Source organism: Pseudomonas sp. 2995-1 (assembly GCF_002742505.1).
Classification (GTDB): domain Bacteria; phylum Pseudomonadota; class Gammaproteobacteria; order Pseudomonadales; family Pseudomonadaceae; genus Aquipseudomonas; species Aquipseudomonas sivasensis.
This window is the reverse complement of record NZ_LJSA01000249.1, coordinates 56546-74632: the sequence shown is the minus strand read 5'-3', so window position 1 is coordinate 74632 and position 18087 is coordinate 56546. Positions and strand designations below refer to the sequence as shown.

Below are 18087 nucleotides of genomic sequence, written 5' to 3'. Positions count from 1 at the left end.
ATGAACTATTCCGTTAAAACTTCAGTTCTTGGGGCTGCTGAGCAGCATGAGGGTGTACAGCGCCCGCATAGACTTTCAGCTTGCGAAACATATCGCGACCCAGTGGGCCCTTAGGCAGCATACCTTTGACCGCGATTTCGATCGGGGCTTCAGGCTTCTTGGAGATCAGGCCTTCGAAGTTCGAAGACTTGATACCGCCTGGGAAACCGGAGTGACGGTAGTACATTTTGTCTTGCGCTTTGTTGCCGGTAACACGTACCTGCTCAGCGTTGATGATCACGATGTAGTCACCGGTATCAACGTGAGGGGTGTACTCAGGCTTGTGCTTGCCACGCAGACGGCTGGCGACTTCAGTGGCCAGACGACCCAGGGTCTGACCAGCGGCGTCGACGACAAACCAGTCGCGCTGAACTGTTTCCGGTTTTGCAGTAAAAGTTGTCATTCTTTAATAGCCTCAGGGGCCGCCCTGTAAATTAGACGGCGGATCTTACTGAATAGTGCGTACTTTGACAAGTCAAAGGCAGCCGGATACAGACGCTATCGGGGGCTCGGGTCGGCGCGTCCGTTCAACGGCAAGATTCTTCGGCAGGCGGCGCATCACTTCCACTGCAGAAAGAGGTGGGCAATTATGCAGATTGCGAAAAAAAATTCAACCTGCTTTTATGATTGTTTTCCCCGAAGGAGTACCCGATGGATTATCGACAGCTGGGCCGTACGGATCTGAACGTGAGCGCGATAGCCTTGGGCACCATGACCTGGGGCGAGCAAAACAGCGAGGCAGAGGCCTTCGCGCAGATCGAGCGAGCCAAGGCCGCGGGGATCAACTTCCTCGACACGGCCGAAATGTATCCGGTGCCGCCCAAGGCCGACACCTATGCCACCACCGAGCGTTATATCGGTAATTACTTCAAAAGCCGTGGCGACCGTGCCGACTGGATCCTCGCCAGCAAGATCGCCGGCCCCGGCAACACCATCGACTACATCCGCGATGGCCACCTGCGCCACAACCGCAAGCACATCGTCGACGCCTTGGACGCCAGCCTCAAGCGCCTGCAAACAGACTGGATCGACCTCTATCAATTGCACTGGCCAGAGCGCAGCACCAATTTCTTCGGCCAACTGAGCTACAAGCACAAGGACGAAGACGACCTCACCCCACTGGAAGAAACCCTCGAAGCGCTGGACGAACAGGTAAAAGCCGGCAAGATTCGCCACATCGGCCTGTCCAATGAAACCCCATGGGGCACCATGAAATTCCTCGCTCTGGCCGAAGCCCGTGGCTGGCCCCGTGCAGTGTCGATCCAGAATCCCTACAACCTGCTCAACCGCAGCTTTGAAGTGGGCCTGGCGGAAGTCGCCATTCGTGAACAGTGCGGCCTGCTGGCCTACTCGCCCCTGGCATTCGGCATGCTCAGCGGGAAATACGAAGGTGGTGCACGCCCGGCGAAAGCGCGTCTGACGGAATACAGCCGGTTCAGCCGTTACTTCAACCCGCAGTCGGAAGCGGCTTGCAGCCGATATGTTGCACTGGCTCGGGAGCATGGCCTGGACCCGGCGCAGATGGCGTTGGCGTTCGTGACCCAGCAACCGTTCGTGACCAGCAACATTATTGGCGCAACGTCGCTGGAGCAACTGGACAGCAACATCGCCAGTGCTGATCTGAAGCTGTCGAAGGAAGTACTGGAAGGGATTGAGGCGATTCAGAAGGATCATCCGAATCCTGCGCCTTGATTGATCTGTAGACCGCTATCGGGGGCAAGCCCCCTCCCACATTGGCATGCACTCCACGTGTGGGAGGGGGCTCGCCCCCGATGACGCTCCAAGACCAGCAAAAAATCAAAGCGCCCGCGCAATGATCTCCTTCATGATCTCATTGGTTCCCGCATAAATCCGCTGCACCCGAGCATCCGCCCAGGCTCGTGCAATCGGGTACTCCCACATGAAGCCGTAACCGCCGTGCAACTGCACGCATTCGTCGAGCACCTTGCATTGCAGGTCAGTGGCCCAGTACTTAGCCATCGCGGCTGTAGGCACATCCAGCTTGCCCTCCAGGTGCAGCGCCATGCATTTATCGACAAACACTCTGCCGATCTGAATCTCAGTCGCCATCTCCGCTAACTTGAACCGCGTGTTCTGGAAATCGGCAATCGCTTTGCCGAACGCTTTGCGTTCACGGGTGTACTCCAGCGTCCATTGCAACGCCGCTTCGGCTGAGGTGATCGCGCCGATGGCCACGGTCAATCGCTCCTGGGGCAGTTCCTGCATCAAGTAGGCGAAGCCCATGCCCGCCTGGCCCAACAGGTTTTCCTTGGGCACCCGCACGTCCTGGAAGAAAAGCTCCGAGGTGTCCTGGGCCTTCATGCCGACCTTCTCCAGCCGCTTGCCCTTGGCGAAGCCGTGCGTGTCAGCCTCCACCAGAAACAGGCTGGTACCCTTCGCGCCGGCCTTGGGATCGGTCTTGGCCACGACGATTACCAGCTCGGCCAGATAGCCGTTGGTGATAAAGGTCTTGGAACCGTTGATCACATACTCGTCGCCATCCAGCACGGCGGTGGTCTTGACCCCTTGCAGGTCGGAACCGGCACCCGGCTCGGTCATCGCGATGGCGGTGACCATCTCGCCGGAGATCAATTTGGGCAGGTATTTGTGCTTCAGCGCCTCACTGCCGTAATGCAGGATATAAGGCGCGACGATGTCCGAATGCAGAGAGAAACCAATACCGGTCAGGCCCAGCCGACTGATCTCCTCAATCACCACCGCACTGTAGAGAAAGTCCGCACCCAACCCGCCATACGCCTCTGGAAGATGGGAGCACAGCATCCCCGCCTCCCCTGCCTTGCTCCATAGAGTGCGGTCGATATACCCCTGTTTTTCCCATTGCCCATGGAACGGCGCAGCGTCTTTTTCGAGGAAGGTGCGCACGCTCTCGCGAAAGAGTTCGTGCTCAGGGCTGAACAAAGTTCTGGGAATCATGGGTCACCTGCGTGGATTGTCGGACAAAAACAAGCCCACAGAGCCTATGCCGCGAAAGCATGACAGGACACTGGACACATGCGACAAAAAATAAGACGATCCAGCCGTCTGGTGACCACTTTCCCCTATAAGAATAAATGAAATTATGTCTAACCAAATCTCCACGCCCCTGAGGCGCGTCAGCATTTTGGCCATTGATCGGGTATTCGCTTCGACCCTCATGCAAGCCAAGGATTTCTTCCACCTCGCAAGCCTGCGTTATGGCAAACAGCAAGGCCTGGGCCTGACGCCGGCGTTTGAAACACGCCTGGTGAGCCCGGATGGGCAATCGGTGCGCAGCTTCAGCGATGTGATCATGCCCGTGGACGGCGGCCTCGAAGACGCCGACATCATCGTATTACCGGCCTTCTGGGATGACTTCGACGCCCTGTGCACCCGCTACCCCCAAGTGCTGCCGTGGCTGCGTGATCAACACGCTCGCGGCGCCGTGCTCTGTGGCGAAGCCACCGGGGTGTTCTGGCTGGCCGAAGCTGGACTGCTCGATGGCAAGGAGGCGACCACCTACTGGCGCTTCTTCAATGCATTCAGCGAGCGCTTTCCCAAGGTCCAACTCAACCAGGACAAGCACCTCACCGACGCCGACAACCTGTATTGCGCCGGTGGCACTACCTCGGCGTGCGACCTGTATATCTACCTGATCGAACGCTTCTGCGGCGCCAACATCGCCCAGGCCGTGGCCCGTGACATTCTCTACGAAGTGCAGCGCAGCTACTCGCCGGGGCGTATCGGCTTTGGTGGGCAGAAGCTGCACCAGGATGTGATCATCCTGCAGATCCAGCATTGGCTCGAAGAGCATTTTGCCGACAAATTCCGCTTCGAAGACGTCGCCCGGGAGCACGGCATGAGCATCCGCAACTTCATGCGGCGCTTCCAGACCGCCACCGGCGATAAGCCGCTGCATTACCTGCAACGACTGCGTATCGAGACGGCCAAGGGCCTACTCTCGGGCAGTCGCAAGAGCATCAAGACCATCAGTTATGAGGTGGGTTACGACGATGCGAGTTTCTTTGCGCGGTTGTTCAGGCAACACACTGAGTTGTCACCAAACCAATATCGCCAGCAGTTCCAGCAGGCCGCGTAAGCAAATGCGGGAGGGGGCTTGCTCCCGATAGCGGCGGATCAGTCAGTGCATCTGTTACTGAAAGACCGCTATCGAGGGCAAGCCCCCTCCCGCATTTTTTACTGTGTCGGTCTTAGGGTTTGTGCCCGCGCGACAGGAACTCGTGGGACTGCATCTCAAGCAAGCGGCTCAGTGTGCGCTGGAACTCAAAGTTCAAGCGGCCGCCGGTATACAGGTCCTTGAGCTCGACTTCCGCCGAGATGATCAGCTTCACGTTACGGTCGTAGAACTCATCGACCATGTTGATAAAACGGCGCGCGATGTCGTCGGTGGTGACGCTCATCTGCTCCACGCCGCTCAAGATCACCGCGTGGAAGATCTTGCCCAGTTCGATGTAGTCGTTCTGGCTACGCGGACCGTCGCACAATTGGCGGAATTCGAACCAGGCCACGTCATCGCAGGTACGCAGTGCGATGATTTCGCGGTTCTCGATCATCAGCTTGTCGTTTTCCACCGCCTGGGTGCATTCCGGCGTCAGCGCGCGAAAGCTTTTGCGCAGGCTTTCGTGGGCGGCTTCATTCAGCGGGAAGTGGAACAGCTCCGCTTGCTCCAGATGGCGCAGGCGGTAGTCAACACCGCTGTCGACGTTGACGATCTCGGTATTCTGCTTGATCAACGCGATGGCTGGCAGGAAGCGCGCACGTTGCAGGCCGTCCTTGTACAAGCCGTCCGGCACGATGTTCGAGGTGGCGACCAGGGTCACGCCGTTCTTGAACAGCTCTTCCATCAGGGTGCCAAGGATCATGGCGTCGGTGATATCGGAGACGAAGAATTCATCGAAGCAGATCACCCGCGCTTCATCGGAGAAGCGCTTGGCGATGATGGTCAGCGGGTTTTTCTCACCGGGCAGGGTCTTCATCTCTTCGTGCACACGCTTCATGAAGCGGTGGAAGTGGGTGCGGACCTTTTCCTTGAACGGCAGCGCTTCGAAGAAGGTGTCGACCAGATAGGTCTTGCCACGGCCCACGCCGCCCCAGAAATACAGGCCTTTGACCGGCGCATGGTCTTTCTTGCCAAACAGCTTGCTGAGCATCCCTGGCTTGCTTTGCGAGGCCGCGACCAGGTCGTCGTACAGACGTTGCAAATGACGCACCGCCGTTTCCTGGGCCGCGTCGTGGAAGAACTCAGGGCGTTTCAGATCAGCTTGATATCGTTCTAGGGGCGTCATAATTTCGTTAGCAAGGCAACAAAAACGGGCCGTCACTGTAACGACGGCCCTGGATAATGGCAATCAACCCTTGGTCGGGTTAATCCTCGATTGGGGTCAACGCGATGCGCAACGCTTGGATGGCGGCATCGCGGGTCGCGCTGTCGGCGAACTGAGCGCTGTCGGCCACGGCCGCGCCGTCCAGCCAAACGCTGAAGCCCAAGGCTTCAGGACGCACGTCCAGCATCACGCCACTTTGCAGCTGCTTGGTCACTGCGCCAGCGGCTTTACCGTCGGCAAAGTTGCGCGACAGCAGCAGTTGCTCGCCATCGGCAGCCAACAGGCGGAAGCGGAAGCTGCCGTCGTCTTCGCGAAAGCTCACAAAGCGCGCTGCTTTTGCGGCTTTCTTCTTGGTGCTGACGGGAGCAGCAGCCTGCTCGACGAATGAACGCAAGCCAACCGCCTCACGCAACTCGGCGAGGAAAGGTGCGGCCACGGCACGGGCCTTCTTGGCGCCGACCAGCAGCAGGTCTTCCATGTCCGACGGGCGCGACATCAGTTGATGATAGCGTTCGCGGGCTTCGCCCAGTTGGCCGTCCAACAGCTGGAACAGACGGCTCTTGGCCTCGCCCCAGCCCAGGCCTTGCAGCAGCTCGCTGCGAAACTCTTCTTCCTGGGCCTTGCTGGCAAACGCCTGATAGAGGGTGAACAGGTGCGAGTTGTCCGGGTCCTTGGCTTCGCCGGGTGCGCGCGAATCGGTGACGATCCGCGAGATGGCGTCTTTCATGTCCTTGGCGCTGGTGAACAACGGGATGGTGTTGTCGTAGCTCTTGGACATCTTGCGGCCGTCCAGGCCCGGCAAGGTGGCGACGCTTTCTTCGATCAACGCCTCGGGCATGGTGAAGAATTCTTTGCCGTTGCCGAACAGGTGGTTGAACCGCTGGCCGATGTCGCGGGCCATTTCCACGTGCTGGATCTGGTCACGGCCGACCGGCACTTTGTGCGCGTTGAACATCAGGATGTCGGCCGCCATCAGCACCGGATAGCTGTACAAGCCCATGGTGATGCCCGCGTCCGGGTCTTCGCCGGCTTCCACGTTCTTGTCCACCGAGGCCTTGTAGGCGTGGGCGCGGTTGAGCAGGCCCTTGGCGGCGACGCAGGTCAGCAGCCAGGTGAGCTCGGGGATCTCTGGAATGTCGGACTGCCGGTAGAAGGTCACTCGATCCACATCCAGGCCACCGGCGAGCCAGGTCGCAGCGATTTCCATACGCGAGCGCTGGATGCGCTGCGGGTCATCGCATTTGATCAGGGCGTGGTAGTCGGCCAGGAAGTAGAAGGAATCGGCGTTGGCGTCCTGGCTGGCCAGGATCGCCGGGCGGATCGCACCGGCGTAGTTGCCCAGGTGCGGCGTGCCAGTGGTGGTGATGCCGGTGAGGATACGGGTACGAGTCGTCATGGGTAATCGCTTATCAGACTGCTATCAATTCGAGAGGCGCGGCAGTACCAGATCCTTGAGATCGGTCAGCTTGCCATGAAAAAAGTGTCCGCATTCTGCCACTTTCAGCAGCTCATGGGGGCGATTCAGGGCCGCGGACCAGTCGTAGACGAGTTGCGGCTCGACCACTTCGTCGGTTTCCGGCTGGATCAGGGTCAACGGGCAGCCTTGGGGCAGTACATCCGTGTCGCGCAGGCGCATCACAGCGGCAGCGACCATAAACAGGTGTGCGAGTTTTTCGCCCTTGGCTTCCAGGCGACCACCGAGGCTGGCTGCCACATAACCACCGAAGGAAAAACCAAGTAAGGTCATCGGCAGTCCGGGATGTTTTTCCCGCAGCCAGGTAGCGGCCGCTTCAGCATCGTCGACTTCGCCAGTGGCCATGTCGTGGGTACCGGCACTCGCACCGACGCCACGGTAATTAAAACGCAGCGTAATCAAACCGGCGTCGCGGGCGGTACGTTGCAGGGTCGAAACGACTTTATTGAGCATGGTCCCGCCCTGCACCGGATTAGGGTGGCAGATCAGCGCCAGGCCACGTGGCTCGGGGTGATCCAGGTACAGGGCTTCCAATTGGCCTACCGGGCCATCGATCAAAACGGGGGTTTCACGCATGAGCAAGGAATGAACTCCGTGACCTCTCAAAGGGTCGACTCGTCTAGCTAAAAGTCTGTGCATGGCATCATTGCGAGCTTAATCGCGGTATACAGCGCAGGTTTGAGCCGTTAACGTAAAGCAAAGCCGTTTATAGAGGAAGGACTCGTGGAACACTCGCTCTTAGTTTGGTTGTTGCCGACTCTTGCCCTGGTTGCCGGTGTCGCCATTGGATTCCTGGTTGCTCGCCTGCTGCCGAATGCCGCGCCTAACCGCACGCAGCGTCAGTTGGATGACATTCAGGAACGTTTTGACAGTTATCAGAACGAGGTTGTTACCCACTTCAACAGCACCGCAAACCTGGTCAAGAAGCTCACTCAGAGCTATCAGGAAGTACAGGATCATCTCGCCGATGGCGCCAACCGCCTCGCCCTCGACGACATCACTCGTCAGCGTCTGCTGGCTGCGCTGCATTCCGATGCACCGCAAACTCCGCGGGAACGCCTGACCCCACCTCGGGAAAACCAGGAGCCACCACGGGACTACGCGCCAAAAACGCCAAACGCCCCTGGGATGTTGGATGAGCATTACGGCTTGAAGAAGTAAGTATTTTCAAGCAATAAAAAAGCCCGGTTGATCGATGATCAACCGGGCTTTTTGTTGGGCCTCGCCCTTGGGGGAGGAGGCCTACCCCCGATAGCGGTAGATCAGTTGATACATGTGGCGACTGACACACAGCTATCGGGGGCAAGCCCCCTCCCACATTGGTTTTCAGGCCACGGGCTGTTCTTGAAGCCACCCTGCCTCGATGCGCACATGCCGCCCATGGAAGCGCTTGAGGCTGCTGCGGTGGCCGACACTGACAATGCTCAGCCCCGGCAACTCATCGATCAGCGCCTTATACAGCGTCGCCTCATCCTCTTCATCCATCGCCGAAGTCGCTTCGTCCATGTACAGCCATTGCGGCGCGAACAGCAAGGCCCGGGCAAAGGCCAGGCGTTGCTGCTCGCCCGGTGAAAGCATGCGTTGCCAGTGGTTGGCCTCGTCCAAACGCGTGACCAGGTGCGGCAGGCGGCAGGTTAGCAGGACCTGTGCATAACGTTCTGCCGGGTAGGTGCTGTCGTCCTGTGGATAACTCAACACGGATTTCAACGTACCAATCGGCAGGTAGGGCTTCTGCGGAAGGAACAGATAACGCGCCGCCGGCATGCGAATGCTGCCGTAACCCTCCAGCCACAGATGGCCCATCGCGCGCAGCAAGGTGCTTTTGCCGCTGCCGGAACGGCCGCTGAGCATCAGGCGCTGGCCTGGTTCAACAATCATGTTGGCATCGGTCAGCAAGTGGCGACCATCGCTCAGGTTCATGCCCAAGCCCTGCACTACCAGACGCTCGCCCTCCGCGCTGACCTCTATGGCTGCCGGGCGTTGCTCGTTTTCACTCATGGCTTGCTGGAAGCTCAGCAGACGGTCACTGGTAGCACGCCAGGCGGCCAGGTCGGTGTAAGCGCTGATAAACCAGCTGAAGTTACTTTGCACGTTGCCGAACGCCGAGTTGATTTGCATGAGCTCACCCAGTTCGATCTTGCCGGCAAAGTAGCGAGGCGCGGCCACGACAAATGCAAAGACAATCGCAATCTGCTCATAGCCGGCGGTGAAGAATGTCAGGCGCTTGGACACCTTCATGATGTCCCAGAAGTTGTGCCAGACCTTGCCGAAACGCGCGCTCAAGCGCTGGTTCTCGTTAGGCTCGCCGTTGTACAGGGCAATGCTCTCGGCATTCTCGCGCACCCGCACCATGGAGAAACGCAGGTCAGCTTCGAAACGTTGTTGTTGGTTGCTCAAGCCAATCAAGCGGCGACCGATCAGATGGGTCAACCAACTGCCGACACCGGCGTAAACCAGCGCACACCAGAACATGTAGCCGGGGATGGTGATGCCGAACACCTCAATGCTACCCGACACGCCCCACAGGATGACGGAGAACGAGACGAGGCTGACGACATTGCGCAGCAGCCCGAGGCCAAGACTTAACGTGTTCGAGGTGAAGCTATTGAGGTCTTCCGAAATACGCTGGTCCGGGTTGTCGGTGTAACCGCCCTGCTCCAGCTGGTAGTAGTTTTTTTGGCTTAGCCAGCGCGCAAAATGCTTTTCAGTGAGCCACGCCCGCCAGCGAATGGTCAGCATCTGCGTCAGGTAAAGACGGTACACCGCGGCGAGAATGGCCACCGCTGCGATGCCGCAGAAATAGCCGATCTGCTGCCAGAAAGCGGCGGTGTCTTTGTTCTCGAGGGCGTTGTAGAAGTCCTTGTACCAGTGGTTGAGCCACACGGAAATCGCCACGCTGAACAGCGACAGGGCGATCACCGCTGCCAGCAACCACCAGGCCTTGCCCTTCTCTTCACTGTGCCAATAGGGCGTGATCATCGCCCAGGTTCGCCGAAAAAATTGCCCACGCACAGCGTCGTTGACCGCAGAGTACTCAGCGTTCTGATTCATCGTTCAGGCTCGTAGGAAAGAAGGCAGGCGTTTGAACCGATCATAGTTGATCGGTTCAGGGCTCCGTGCGGCCTGAAGCGGGTTGTTCAGCCTAGGTTCAGCGTCGTACCGGACGTTTCTGCAGCTTGCGTTGCAGGGTGCGGCGGTGCATGCCCAGGGCGCGGGCGGTAGCGGAGATGTTGCCTTCGTGCTCGGTCAGGACACGCTGAATGTGCTCCCACTGCAGGCGGTCCACCGACATCGGGTTTTCCGGCACCAGGGTATCGAGGTCGGCATGCTCGGAGAGTAAGGCGGCCAGCACATCGTCGGCGTCTGCCGGTTTGCACAGGTAATTGCAGGCGCCGCGCTTGATGGCCTCGACGGCGGTGGCGATGCTGGAGTAACCGGTGAGAATCACCACGCGCATTTCCGGGTCGAGTTCCAGCAGCTTGGGCAGCAGCACCAGACCGGAGTCGCCGTCCATCTTCAGGTCGAGCGCGGCGTAGTCCGGCAAATCGGCCTGTGCGATGGTCAGGCCTTCTTCAGCCGAACCTGCGGTGCTCACACGAAAGCCGCGACGGCTCATGGCGCGCGCCATCACGCGGGTAAAGGTAGCGTCGTCATCTACCAGCAGCAGGTGCGGCAGTTCTTCGCCTTCGACTTGGATCTCGTCACTCATCGATATCTCCTCGTGCAACACGGGGCAGGCGCAGCTCGGTGAGCGTGCCGCCTTCCTCATGACTATAGAGCTTCACTGAGCCACCCGCGCGGGTCACGCTGGCCTTGCTCAAAAACAGGCCCAAGCCGAAGCCTTTGCCCTTGGTGGTAAAGAAAGGTTTGCCGATCTGCTCGGCAATGGCCAGCGGCACACCGGCGCCGTGGTCACGAATGCTGATGGTCACGTTTTCTGCGTCCCAATCCAACTGTACGCCAAGGCCTTCCGGGCAGGCGTCGGCAGCATTGTTCAGCAGATTGAGCAGTGCCTGAGTCAGGTCCGGCGGCGGCGCCATGCGCGGTACGGTGCCCTGCCCCAGCAGACTGAAACGATAACTGGCTTCGGGACGCATCAGGTGCCAGCGGTTGAGCGCTTCGTCGAGCCACTGTGTCACGTCCTGCATCTCCACCGCCAGGCGGCGATTGGCTTCGGCGGCGCGCACCAATTGCTGCAAAGTCTGCTTGCACTGCTTGACCTGCTCGCGCAATACGCCGAGGTCTTCTTGCAGCGCAGGATCGGGGTGGTCCTGAACCATTTCGTTAAGCAGCACGCTCATGGTGGCCAGCGGTGTACCCAACTCGTGGGCGGCTCCGGCGGCCTGGGTGGCAACGGCCAGCAGTTGCTGGTCGCGCAGGCCTTCTTCACGGCGAATGGCGCGCAGTTCTTCCTGGCGGCGCAGTTCTTCGGCCATGCGCGCGGCGAAGAAGGTGATGACGGCGGCAGACAGGGCAAAACTCAGCCACATCCCATAGATCTGCAGGTTTTCCCGGGCAATTGGGAACGTTTGCAGCGGGTAGAACTGTGCCAGCAGCAAGGTGTAGAGGGTCAGGGCGATACCCGACAGCACCACCGAGTAGCGCCACGGCAACGTCACGGCGGCGATGGTCAACGGCACCAGGTAATAAGACACGAACGGGTTGGTGGAGCCACCGGAGAAATACAGCAACACACTGTGGATAAACAGATCGCAGGCCAGTTGCAGCGCGTATTCGAGTTCGGTCACCGGCCATGTAGTGCGCAAGCGGATGGCAGTGAACACGCACAGCACGATAGAGAAACCGAGGGTCACGCCCAGTTGTAGCCACGGCAGCGGCAGCAGGTCGAACCAATAGGCAAGCCCGACCGAACCGGCCTGTGCGGCCAGTACCAAGGTACGAATGAACGTCAGGCGCCAGAGATTCTGGCGGGTGGCGGAAGTCAGTTTTACGGCGGCGAGCATGAGCTCTCCCGGTGAGCGCAGCGGGTAGATCGCATCGAGTATAACCAAGACACGACGATGGCAGGGTGCGTGCGGCAAACCGCCACAGCACCTTCGCACACATATTCTGCGGCATTCATTCAGGAACCGCTGTGAACGACGGACCACCCAAGGCGCATTTCCCACGCTTCACTCAGGCGGTGCCCATGACTGTAATTGATCACAGCAGGACCGAGGGCTGGTTACGGAAGCTCTGAAATGGAACTTCAGCTACAGGCCCACCGCTTCCACCCGGCAAGGCGCAGTCGCTGAGCCTGGCAAACGGTCCTTCTACAATTTGTTTGTATTGTGTAAACCCGAAGAACCCCACGTCGCCGTCTACAGTCATACCGAACACGAATATCCCAAGGAGCTTCCATGTCTCGTTTCAATCGCAGTGCAGCCGTTCTCACCCTCAGCGCGCTGGCCAGCCTTCCGGCGCTGGCCGCCGATGAGCTGCATTACAACCAGATCTCTCTGCGTGCCGAAGTCAGCCAGGAAGTGGCCCGCGACAAGATGATCGTTACGCTCTACACCGAGTCCCAGAACAGTGATCCGGCCAAACTCGCCGCCACTATCACCACCGCCATGAACACAGCGCTGGGCCAGGCTCGTGAAGTCAAGGCTGTGACTCTGCGCCAGGGCAGCCGCAACAGCTACCCGATCTACGACAACAAGACCCAGAAAATTACCGGCTGGCGTGAACGTGCCGAACTGCGTCTGGAAAGCGCGGACTTCCCGGCACTGTCCAAACTCACAGGCGAGCTGCTGAGCACCCTGAAAATGGACAGCATGGATTTCGCTATCGCCGACAGCACCCGCAAGGCCAGCGAAGACGCCCTGCTCAAGGACGCGGTGGCTGCCTTCAAAGCGCGCGCGCAACTGGCCACCGACGCCTTGGGCGGCAAGGGTTACAAAATCGTCAACCTGAACTTCAACACCAATGGTTATCCACAACCCTACGCACGCGGCGCGATGATGATGAAAGCTGCCGAGATGGATTCTGCACCGACGCCGGAAGTCGAGGCCGGTACCAGCCAGGTCAACATGAGCGCCGACGGGGTGATCGAAGTCTTGCAGTAACCGTTTCAATTCATAAAAACGGCGCAGCCTGATGGCTGCGCTTTTTTTTGCCTGTCATTCCATCAATGCAATAACGCCCAGCGGCGCCCGCCAAACAAACCACACTTTAATAGGGTCACCGCTATCAAAGAGGGCGATGCCGATACAGCTGCCCCCGAACGAAGCAGACCTATACTTAAAAATAAATTGCACATAAAACGCCAACATAAAAATTGAACCGTTGCCTTGTGGGCTGCCACTTAGTTAAGCCAACCACTTCTAACTCACTGCTTAACTAATCGAACACACCAACAGGAACCAATCACACAACTTTTATGCTTCGGCGCAAAACACGAAAACCGTAAATTTCAATTACAACACAACTCCATTCAGGCACAGGGCAACTAGGCACCGACAAGAAGTCGGAACAAACACTTATGCCTGATAGATCGACATAGAAAACATTATTCGAGCGCTCATAAGGATGATGGGATTGCGAGAGTTAACCCAATGGAAACGACGCGAAACATAATCTAACCAGCATCAAAATACCGGCAGTTGAAAACAATAGTCACACCGAAGCTATTGCTTGGCGACGGACGATTAACACTATGACATCCACGAGTAAAATGAGCCTTTAATGAACATACATTCAGCGTCCCCACTTCCACCTGCACATCGCCATCATGCTCATTCAATCAGCGCTCCCCCCTCTTCACAGAATATAACTGAGAGCGGAAGGGGCACCTCGCGCCATACGACGAGTCCGGCCACGCCCAGCAATCCTGAAGCAGCTGTCCAAACAAGAGTGATTTATGGGTCAGACACTTTATCTGCGCCTTCGGCTGGCTACACCCTGCAAGAACGCAAGCAGCGCATCAATGATTACGCTTTACGCGTAATGATGCTGACTGAAAAAATACCCAGCATCCATCAGGGTGAAAGAAGCGTTAACTTCCAGAATGCCCGACTGTTCATGGAGCCCGCCGGCTACTTCAGCGGTGGTTTATTGGCCGCGGGGTACGACCCTCATGAAAAATTCACAGTGACGTTCTCTTCCTACACGGGAATGGGAAAGCCGGAAAACCTGAGCAGCAGGTCGGAGCGCACCTACTTTGCATGGGAAATTGCAGCAGGTGCTTTAGCGCACGATAAAGTGCAACGGGGCGGCCCGGTCAACTTCAACGAAATGGATATAGCGGCGAAGGATAAAAGGAAGATCGACCAACTGGAGTCGGTTGGTAAAACCCTTCAAAATCATTGGGAAAATGAAGTACCCAAACCCATGCGCGATCCTTCGGGCCCACTGGCGGCCATCTCGGGAGAAGCGGACGCGTATGTTGTAAAAGGAACATTGCAAAGCCTGCGCAGTGATATAGGGAGCTTTAACAAGTTAAGCCCTCAAGGGCAACAAGCGGTCGCGCGCACCCTGGACAACAACTCGCAAGTCATCATTCCAAACGTATACGGCTATCCAATGTCAGGATATGCCTTTATTGCGTACACCCCTTATGATGGAAATTATGAACACCGACCCAACCAAGGGTTAATGATTGACATCAAGAATGGTTCTGTCCATGAATTACATGGTGATGCAGATTTTGCAAGCTGGGCTAAAGACAACCACGCCAACTTACTGAGAAGTTTTAATACCCGAGACATACAAGGAGGCAAGGATTCGCACTGGCCAAGTGCGGCCTATGTGCTTGATACGTTAATCTCAGGAGCCAATGCCCACTTCCCTGGTTATCACAACTTTCTTTCAGATGAAGAGATACCGGCGGCGCAACTATTTAACTACACCCGAGCCCGAGGCGGTGATTATCGGTTGAAGTTTGGCACCTTGAACAATGGCGTGGCCTCTCACTATCAAGCGGTGAATGCCAAGAATGCGTTATGGTCCGACCAGACTGAAGTCTTTGGTTCCTCGCAGCAGGACTGGAAGTCTGCGAAAGACTTCTGGGGTAATACATTCGGGTACGTCCCTGTCATTGGTAACACGGGCAACATCGTATTCGGCGTCCATGATGGTCTCTACGGTATGACGGCAGAAGATCGTGTGGGAGGCAATGCAGCAGCGGTCATATCAAGCCTGCAATTGGCCCATGAACTTGCTCCAGGCGCTGTAGAGTCCGGACTGAGTGACACCCTCAAGGGCACTGGCCTTCCGAGTGCCGAAAATTACACCTGGAAGCGAAACTCGCAGACACACGACTTTGAGTTCGTGAACGCTCCCAAGCCCCCAAAAAATACCGATGACATCAGCGCTCCAACTAAAGGACTGCCTGGCAACCGGCTGCGCCCCAGCCAAGCGGGGAACATCAGCCAGCACGCGGTGCCGGACGGCGAGCAACTGATCAAAAACACTGCACCCAACGCCAAGGGTATTTATCAGATCAAAGATGCGAGCACAGGCGCCGACCGCTGGCTCATCCGCTACGCCGACGCAACCGGCACCAGCAAGGTGTACGAGATCCGGGAGGATTTCAAACTGAGCAACAACTATGTGCAGATCATTGACCGCGAAACCAGACTGCCAGTGACGACTGTCCACTCTTCGGGCAATGGCGAATGGGTGTCGGCCAAAGGAAACGGCGGTATCAGGTTGCCCTGGGGGCGCAGCATCTCACCCCCACAAATCGAGGAAATAAAGCCCACACCGTCCTTTGCCAATCATTTCCTCAATACCGACGGCAAACAGATGGAAGGTTCCGCAAGAGTCGATGAATTCTTGAAAATCAAAGCGGGAACCAACTACGACTTCGCCACTACCAATTTCGAGGTCAGCGGAAGCCGCCCCAGAGCGAATTTCAAGGTGTTTTGGAACATCGACGAGACTGGATTTTCCGTTGAATCGGGTGAAAAGGCACAGCTCACGGAACACAGCTCCAGCGAATACTCACCCAACTTTGTTTTGGATATAAACCGCAATCCCTACAGCGTCACCTCGACCGAAAATGGGCTAACCGAGACCCTGCAACTGGACGCCACGGCGGGTTCGGCCGAAAGCATCAGGCAAGCGAGGCTCAGGCAGTTTGAGAGCGCAATTGCTGATGCGGACCTACGTGCGCGCATTTCCGAAGTAGCCCATCAAGGCTCAATAGCCCCGGCCACCATTGAATTGAACGGCAGTTCGGTACTGCAGGATGGCTACTACTTTGGCGCTGACGACACCCAGTTCCACATCAATCACGACGTGTCTAATGGCGGGTCCGATAGTGTGACGACGGTCCAGATCACCTCCAAAGGGCACCTCTCCAACCCGGAAAAAGATATCAACCGTGTTCCGGGTGTGGAGGTGATCATCAAAAGAACGTTCACGATCCGGGAAGGCAATGATCTGGATAGTTTATTCACGATCGACAAAGACGCCCCCACTCACATCGAAGTAGTGGTCGCCCCATAGCCGAAGCCTGGCTACAACGCCCCCTTACATGACGCCCCTGAACGGCGGTAACCTCGGTCACCGCCGTTTTCATTTGGCTACGGTTACATGCCTGCCACTTCAGGGGTCTCCATGGAAAGAATCGCCTTAAAACCGCTCCTCCTCGCCGCCGGCCTGCTGGCGTTCATGCCAATGGCCCAGGCCGCCAGCACCCTGGTCTATTGCTCCGAAGCGAGCCCCGCCGGATTCGATCCCAGCCAGTACACCAGCGGCACTGATTTTGATGCTTCCGCCGAAACCGTGTTCAACCGTCTGACCCAATTCAAGCGCGGTGGCACCGAAGTCGAACCCGGTCTGGCAACAAGCTGGGATGTGTCCAGCGATGGCCTGACGTATACCTTCCACCTGCGCGATGGCGTCAAGTTCCACACCACCGATTTCTTCACGCCCACCCGTGACTTCAATGCCGAAGACGTGCTGTTCACCTTCAACCGTCTGCTCGATGCCGACAGTCCGTTTCGCAAGGCCTACCCTTCCGAATCGCCGTACTTCACTGACATGGGCCTGAACACCACGATCAAAAGCGTCGAAAAACTCAACGAACATACCGTGCGTTTCAACCTGAACAACGTCGATGCGTCCTTCGTGCAAAACCTGGCCATGAGCTTTGCCTCGGTGCAGTCCGCCGAGTACGCCGCGCAATTGCTCAAGCAAGGCGCAGCCTCGGACATCAATCAGAAGCCGGTGGGCACTGGACCATTTGTGTTCAAGCGCTACCAAAAGGACTCGCAGATTCGCTACGTGGCCAATAAACAGTATTGGAAACCCGAGGACGTAAAGCTCGATAACCTGGTGTTCGCCATCACCCCGGATGCGGCGTCGCGCCTGCAAAAACTCAAGGCCGGCGAATGCCAGGTCAGCGGCTACCCGCGCCCCGCCGATATCGAAGTGATGAAACAAGACCCGAATTTGCGCGTGCTGCAGCAAGCCGGGTTCAACCTGGGCTTCCTGGCGTACAACGTGACCCACCCGCCACTGGACCAGCTCAAGGTGCGCCAAGCCCTGGACATGGCGATCGACAAGCCGGCGATCATCAAGGCCGTGTACCAGAGCGCCGGACAATTGGCGCAGAACGCACTGCCACCGGCGCAGTGGTCTTATGACCCCACCATCAAGGACGCCCCTTACGATCCCACCAAAGCCAAGGCGCTACTTAAAGAAGCAGGGGTTGCACCCGGTACCACCATCAACCTGTGGGCGATGACCGTACAACGGGCGTCCAACCCGAATGCGCGCATGTCGGCGCAGATGATCCAGCAGGATTGGGAAAAAGTGGGCATCAAGGCCAATATCGTCAGTTATGAATGGGGCGAGTACATCAAGCGCGCCAAAAATGGCGAGCACGACGCGATGATTTACGGCTGGACCGGTGACAACGGCGACCCGGATAACTGGCTCGGCGTGCTCTACAGTTGTGCCGCGGTGAAGGGCAGCAACTACGCCAAATGGTGTAACCCGGCCTACGACAAGCTGGTGCAGCAAGCAAAGGTCAGCAGTGACCGTGAGCAGCGCATCAAGTGGTATCAACAGGCGCAAAAAATTCTTAAAGAACAAGTACCTATAACGCCTATTGCAAACTCGACGGTTTTCCAACCCCTGCGCAAAGAAGTCAAAGACTTCAAGATCAGCCCGTTTGGCCTGACGCCCTTCTACGGCGTGAGTCTAGATAAGTAACAGCGACGCCCCAACCAAGTGCGCTAGACGCCTTGGTTGGGCTTTTTTGGTGCGCCCTGCGCACCGAAAAAACCCTCAAAACAGATACAA

At 57.5% G+C, this 18087-nt stretch carries 14 protein-coding genes; 6 read left to right on the top strand and 8 right to left on the bottom strand.

Annotated elements, in window-relative coordinates:
- Positions 1-13: 13 nt before the first annotated feature.
- Complete coding sequence (rplM, locus tag AOA61_RS03100; RefSeq protein ID WP_003171742.1) at positions 14-442, bottom strand: 50S ribosomal protein L13; 429 nt, start codon at positions 440-442, stop codon at positions 14-16.
- A 248-nt stretch (positions 443-690) separates the two neighbouring features.
- Between rplM and AOA61_RS03095 the strand changes: the two genes are divergently transcribed.
- Positions 691-1731: an NADP(H)-dependent aldo-keto reductase gene (locus AOA61_RS03095; RefSeq protein WP_099601128.1), complete on the top strand. Its 1041-nt coding sequence runs from the start codon at positions 691-693 to the stop codon at positions 1729-1731.
- Positions 1732-1836: 105 nt separating this feature from the next.
- Here the strand turns inward: AOA61_RS03095 and AOA61_RS03090 are convergent, their stop codons facing one another.
- Positions 1837-2973 carry an acyl-CoA dehydrogenase family protein gene (locus AOA61_RS03090; protein ID WP_099601127.1) on the bottom strand — a complete coding sequence of 379 codons (1137 nt, stop codon included), beginning with the start codon at positions 2971-2973 and terminating at the stop codon, positions 1837-1839.
- Between the two features lie 220 nt (positions 2974-3193).
- Here AOA61_RS03090 and AOA61_RS03085 point away from each other — a divergent pair, with 220 nt between their 5' ends.
- Positions 3194-4114 carry a GlxA family transcriptional regulator gene (locus AOA61_RS03085; protein ID WP_177326430.1) on the top strand — a complete coding sequence of 307 codons (921 nt, stop codon included), beginning with the start codon at positions 3194-3196 and terminating at the stop codon, positions 4112-4114.
- A gap of 112 nt (positions 4115-4226) precedes the next feature.
- Here AOA61_RS03085 and zapE read toward each other — a convergent pair whose 3' ends face one another.
- The 3 genes from zapE to AOA61_RS03070 form a co-directional block, all read right to left on the bottom strand.
- Complete coding sequence (zapE, locus tag AOA61_RS03080; RefSeq protein WP_032886239.1) at positions 4227-5321, bottom strand: cell division protein ZapE; 1095 nt, start codon at positions 5319-5321, stop codon at positions 4227-4229.
- A 79-nt stretch (positions 5322-5400) separates the two neighbouring features.
- The gene (locus tag AOA61_RS03075; protein WP_099601126.1) at positions 5401-6756 is read right to left on the bottom strand and encodes a tryptophan--tRNA ligase; all 1356 of its coding nucleotides are present in this window, start codon (positions 6754-6756) and stop codon (positions 5401-5403) included.
- Between the two features lie 24 nt (positions 6757-6780).
- Positions 6781-7410, bottom strand: coding sequence for an alpha/beta hydrolase (locus AOA61_RS03070; RefSeq protein WP_095183828.1), 630 nt, complete (start codon positions 7408-7410; stop codon positions 6781-6783).
- A 147-nt stretch (positions 7411-7557) separates the two neighbouring features.
- Here AOA61_RS03070 and AOA61_RS03065 point away from each other — a divergent pair, with 147 nt between their 5' ends.
- Positions 7558-7995, top strand: coding sequence for a YhcB family protein (locus tag AOA61_RS03065; protein ID WP_032886236.1), 438 nt, complete (start codon positions 7558-7560; stop codon positions 7993-7995).
- 165 nt (positions 7996-8160) lie between these two features.
- Here the strand turns inward: AOA61_RS03065 and AOA61_RS03060 are convergent, their stop codons facing one another.
- The 3 genes from AOA61_RS03060 to AOA61_RS03050 all read right to left on the bottom strand — a co-directional run bounded on the left by AOA61_RS03060 (position 8161) and on the right by AOA61_RS03050 (position 11798).
- Positions 8161-9885, bottom strand: a complete 1725-nt coding sequence (locus AOA61_RS03060; RefSeq protein WP_099601125.1) for an ABC transporter ATP-binding protein/permease — start codon at positions 9883-9885, stop codon at positions 8161-8163.
- 97 nt (positions 9886-9982) lie between these two features.
- Positions 9983-10543 (bottom strand): response regulator transcription factor, encoded by a 561-nt coding sequence (locus AOA61_RS03055; protein ID WP_003171731.1) that lies wholly within the window; start codon positions 10541-10543, stop codon positions 9983-9985.
- Positions 10536-11798 (bottom strand): ATP-binding protein, encoded by a 1263-nt coding sequence (locus tag AOA61_RS03050; protein ID WP_032886234.1) that lies wholly within the window; start codon positions 11796-11798, stop codon positions 10536-10538. Before AOA61_RS03050 ends, AOA61_RS03055 begins: the two co-directional genes overlap by 8 nt.
- 396 nt (positions 11799-12194) lie before the next feature.
- Here AOA61_RS03050 and AOA61_RS03045 point away from each other — a divergent pair, with 396 nt between their 5' ends.
- From AOA61_RS03045 to AOA61_RS03035, 3 genes are all read left to right on the top strand, one after another.
- Complete coding sequence (locus AOA61_RS03045) at positions 12195-12899, top strand: SIMPL domain-containing protein (RefSeq protein WP_095183826.1); 705 nt, start codon at positions 12195-12197, stop codon at positions 12897-12899.
- An 883-nt stretch (positions 12900-13782) separates the two neighbouring features.
- Positions 13783-16284 (top strand): hypothetical protein, encoded by a 2502-nt coding sequence (locus tag AOA61_RS03040; protein WP_256583331.1) that lies wholly within the window; start codon positions 13783-13785, stop codon positions 16282-16284.
- Between the two features lie 111 nt (positions 16285-16395).
- Positions 16396-17997, top strand: a complete 1602-nt coding sequence (locus tag AOA61_RS03035; protein WP_099601124.1) for an ABC transporter substrate-binding protein — start codon at positions 16396-16398, stop codon at positions 17995-17997.
- Positions 17998-18087 lie beyond the last annotated feature (90 nt).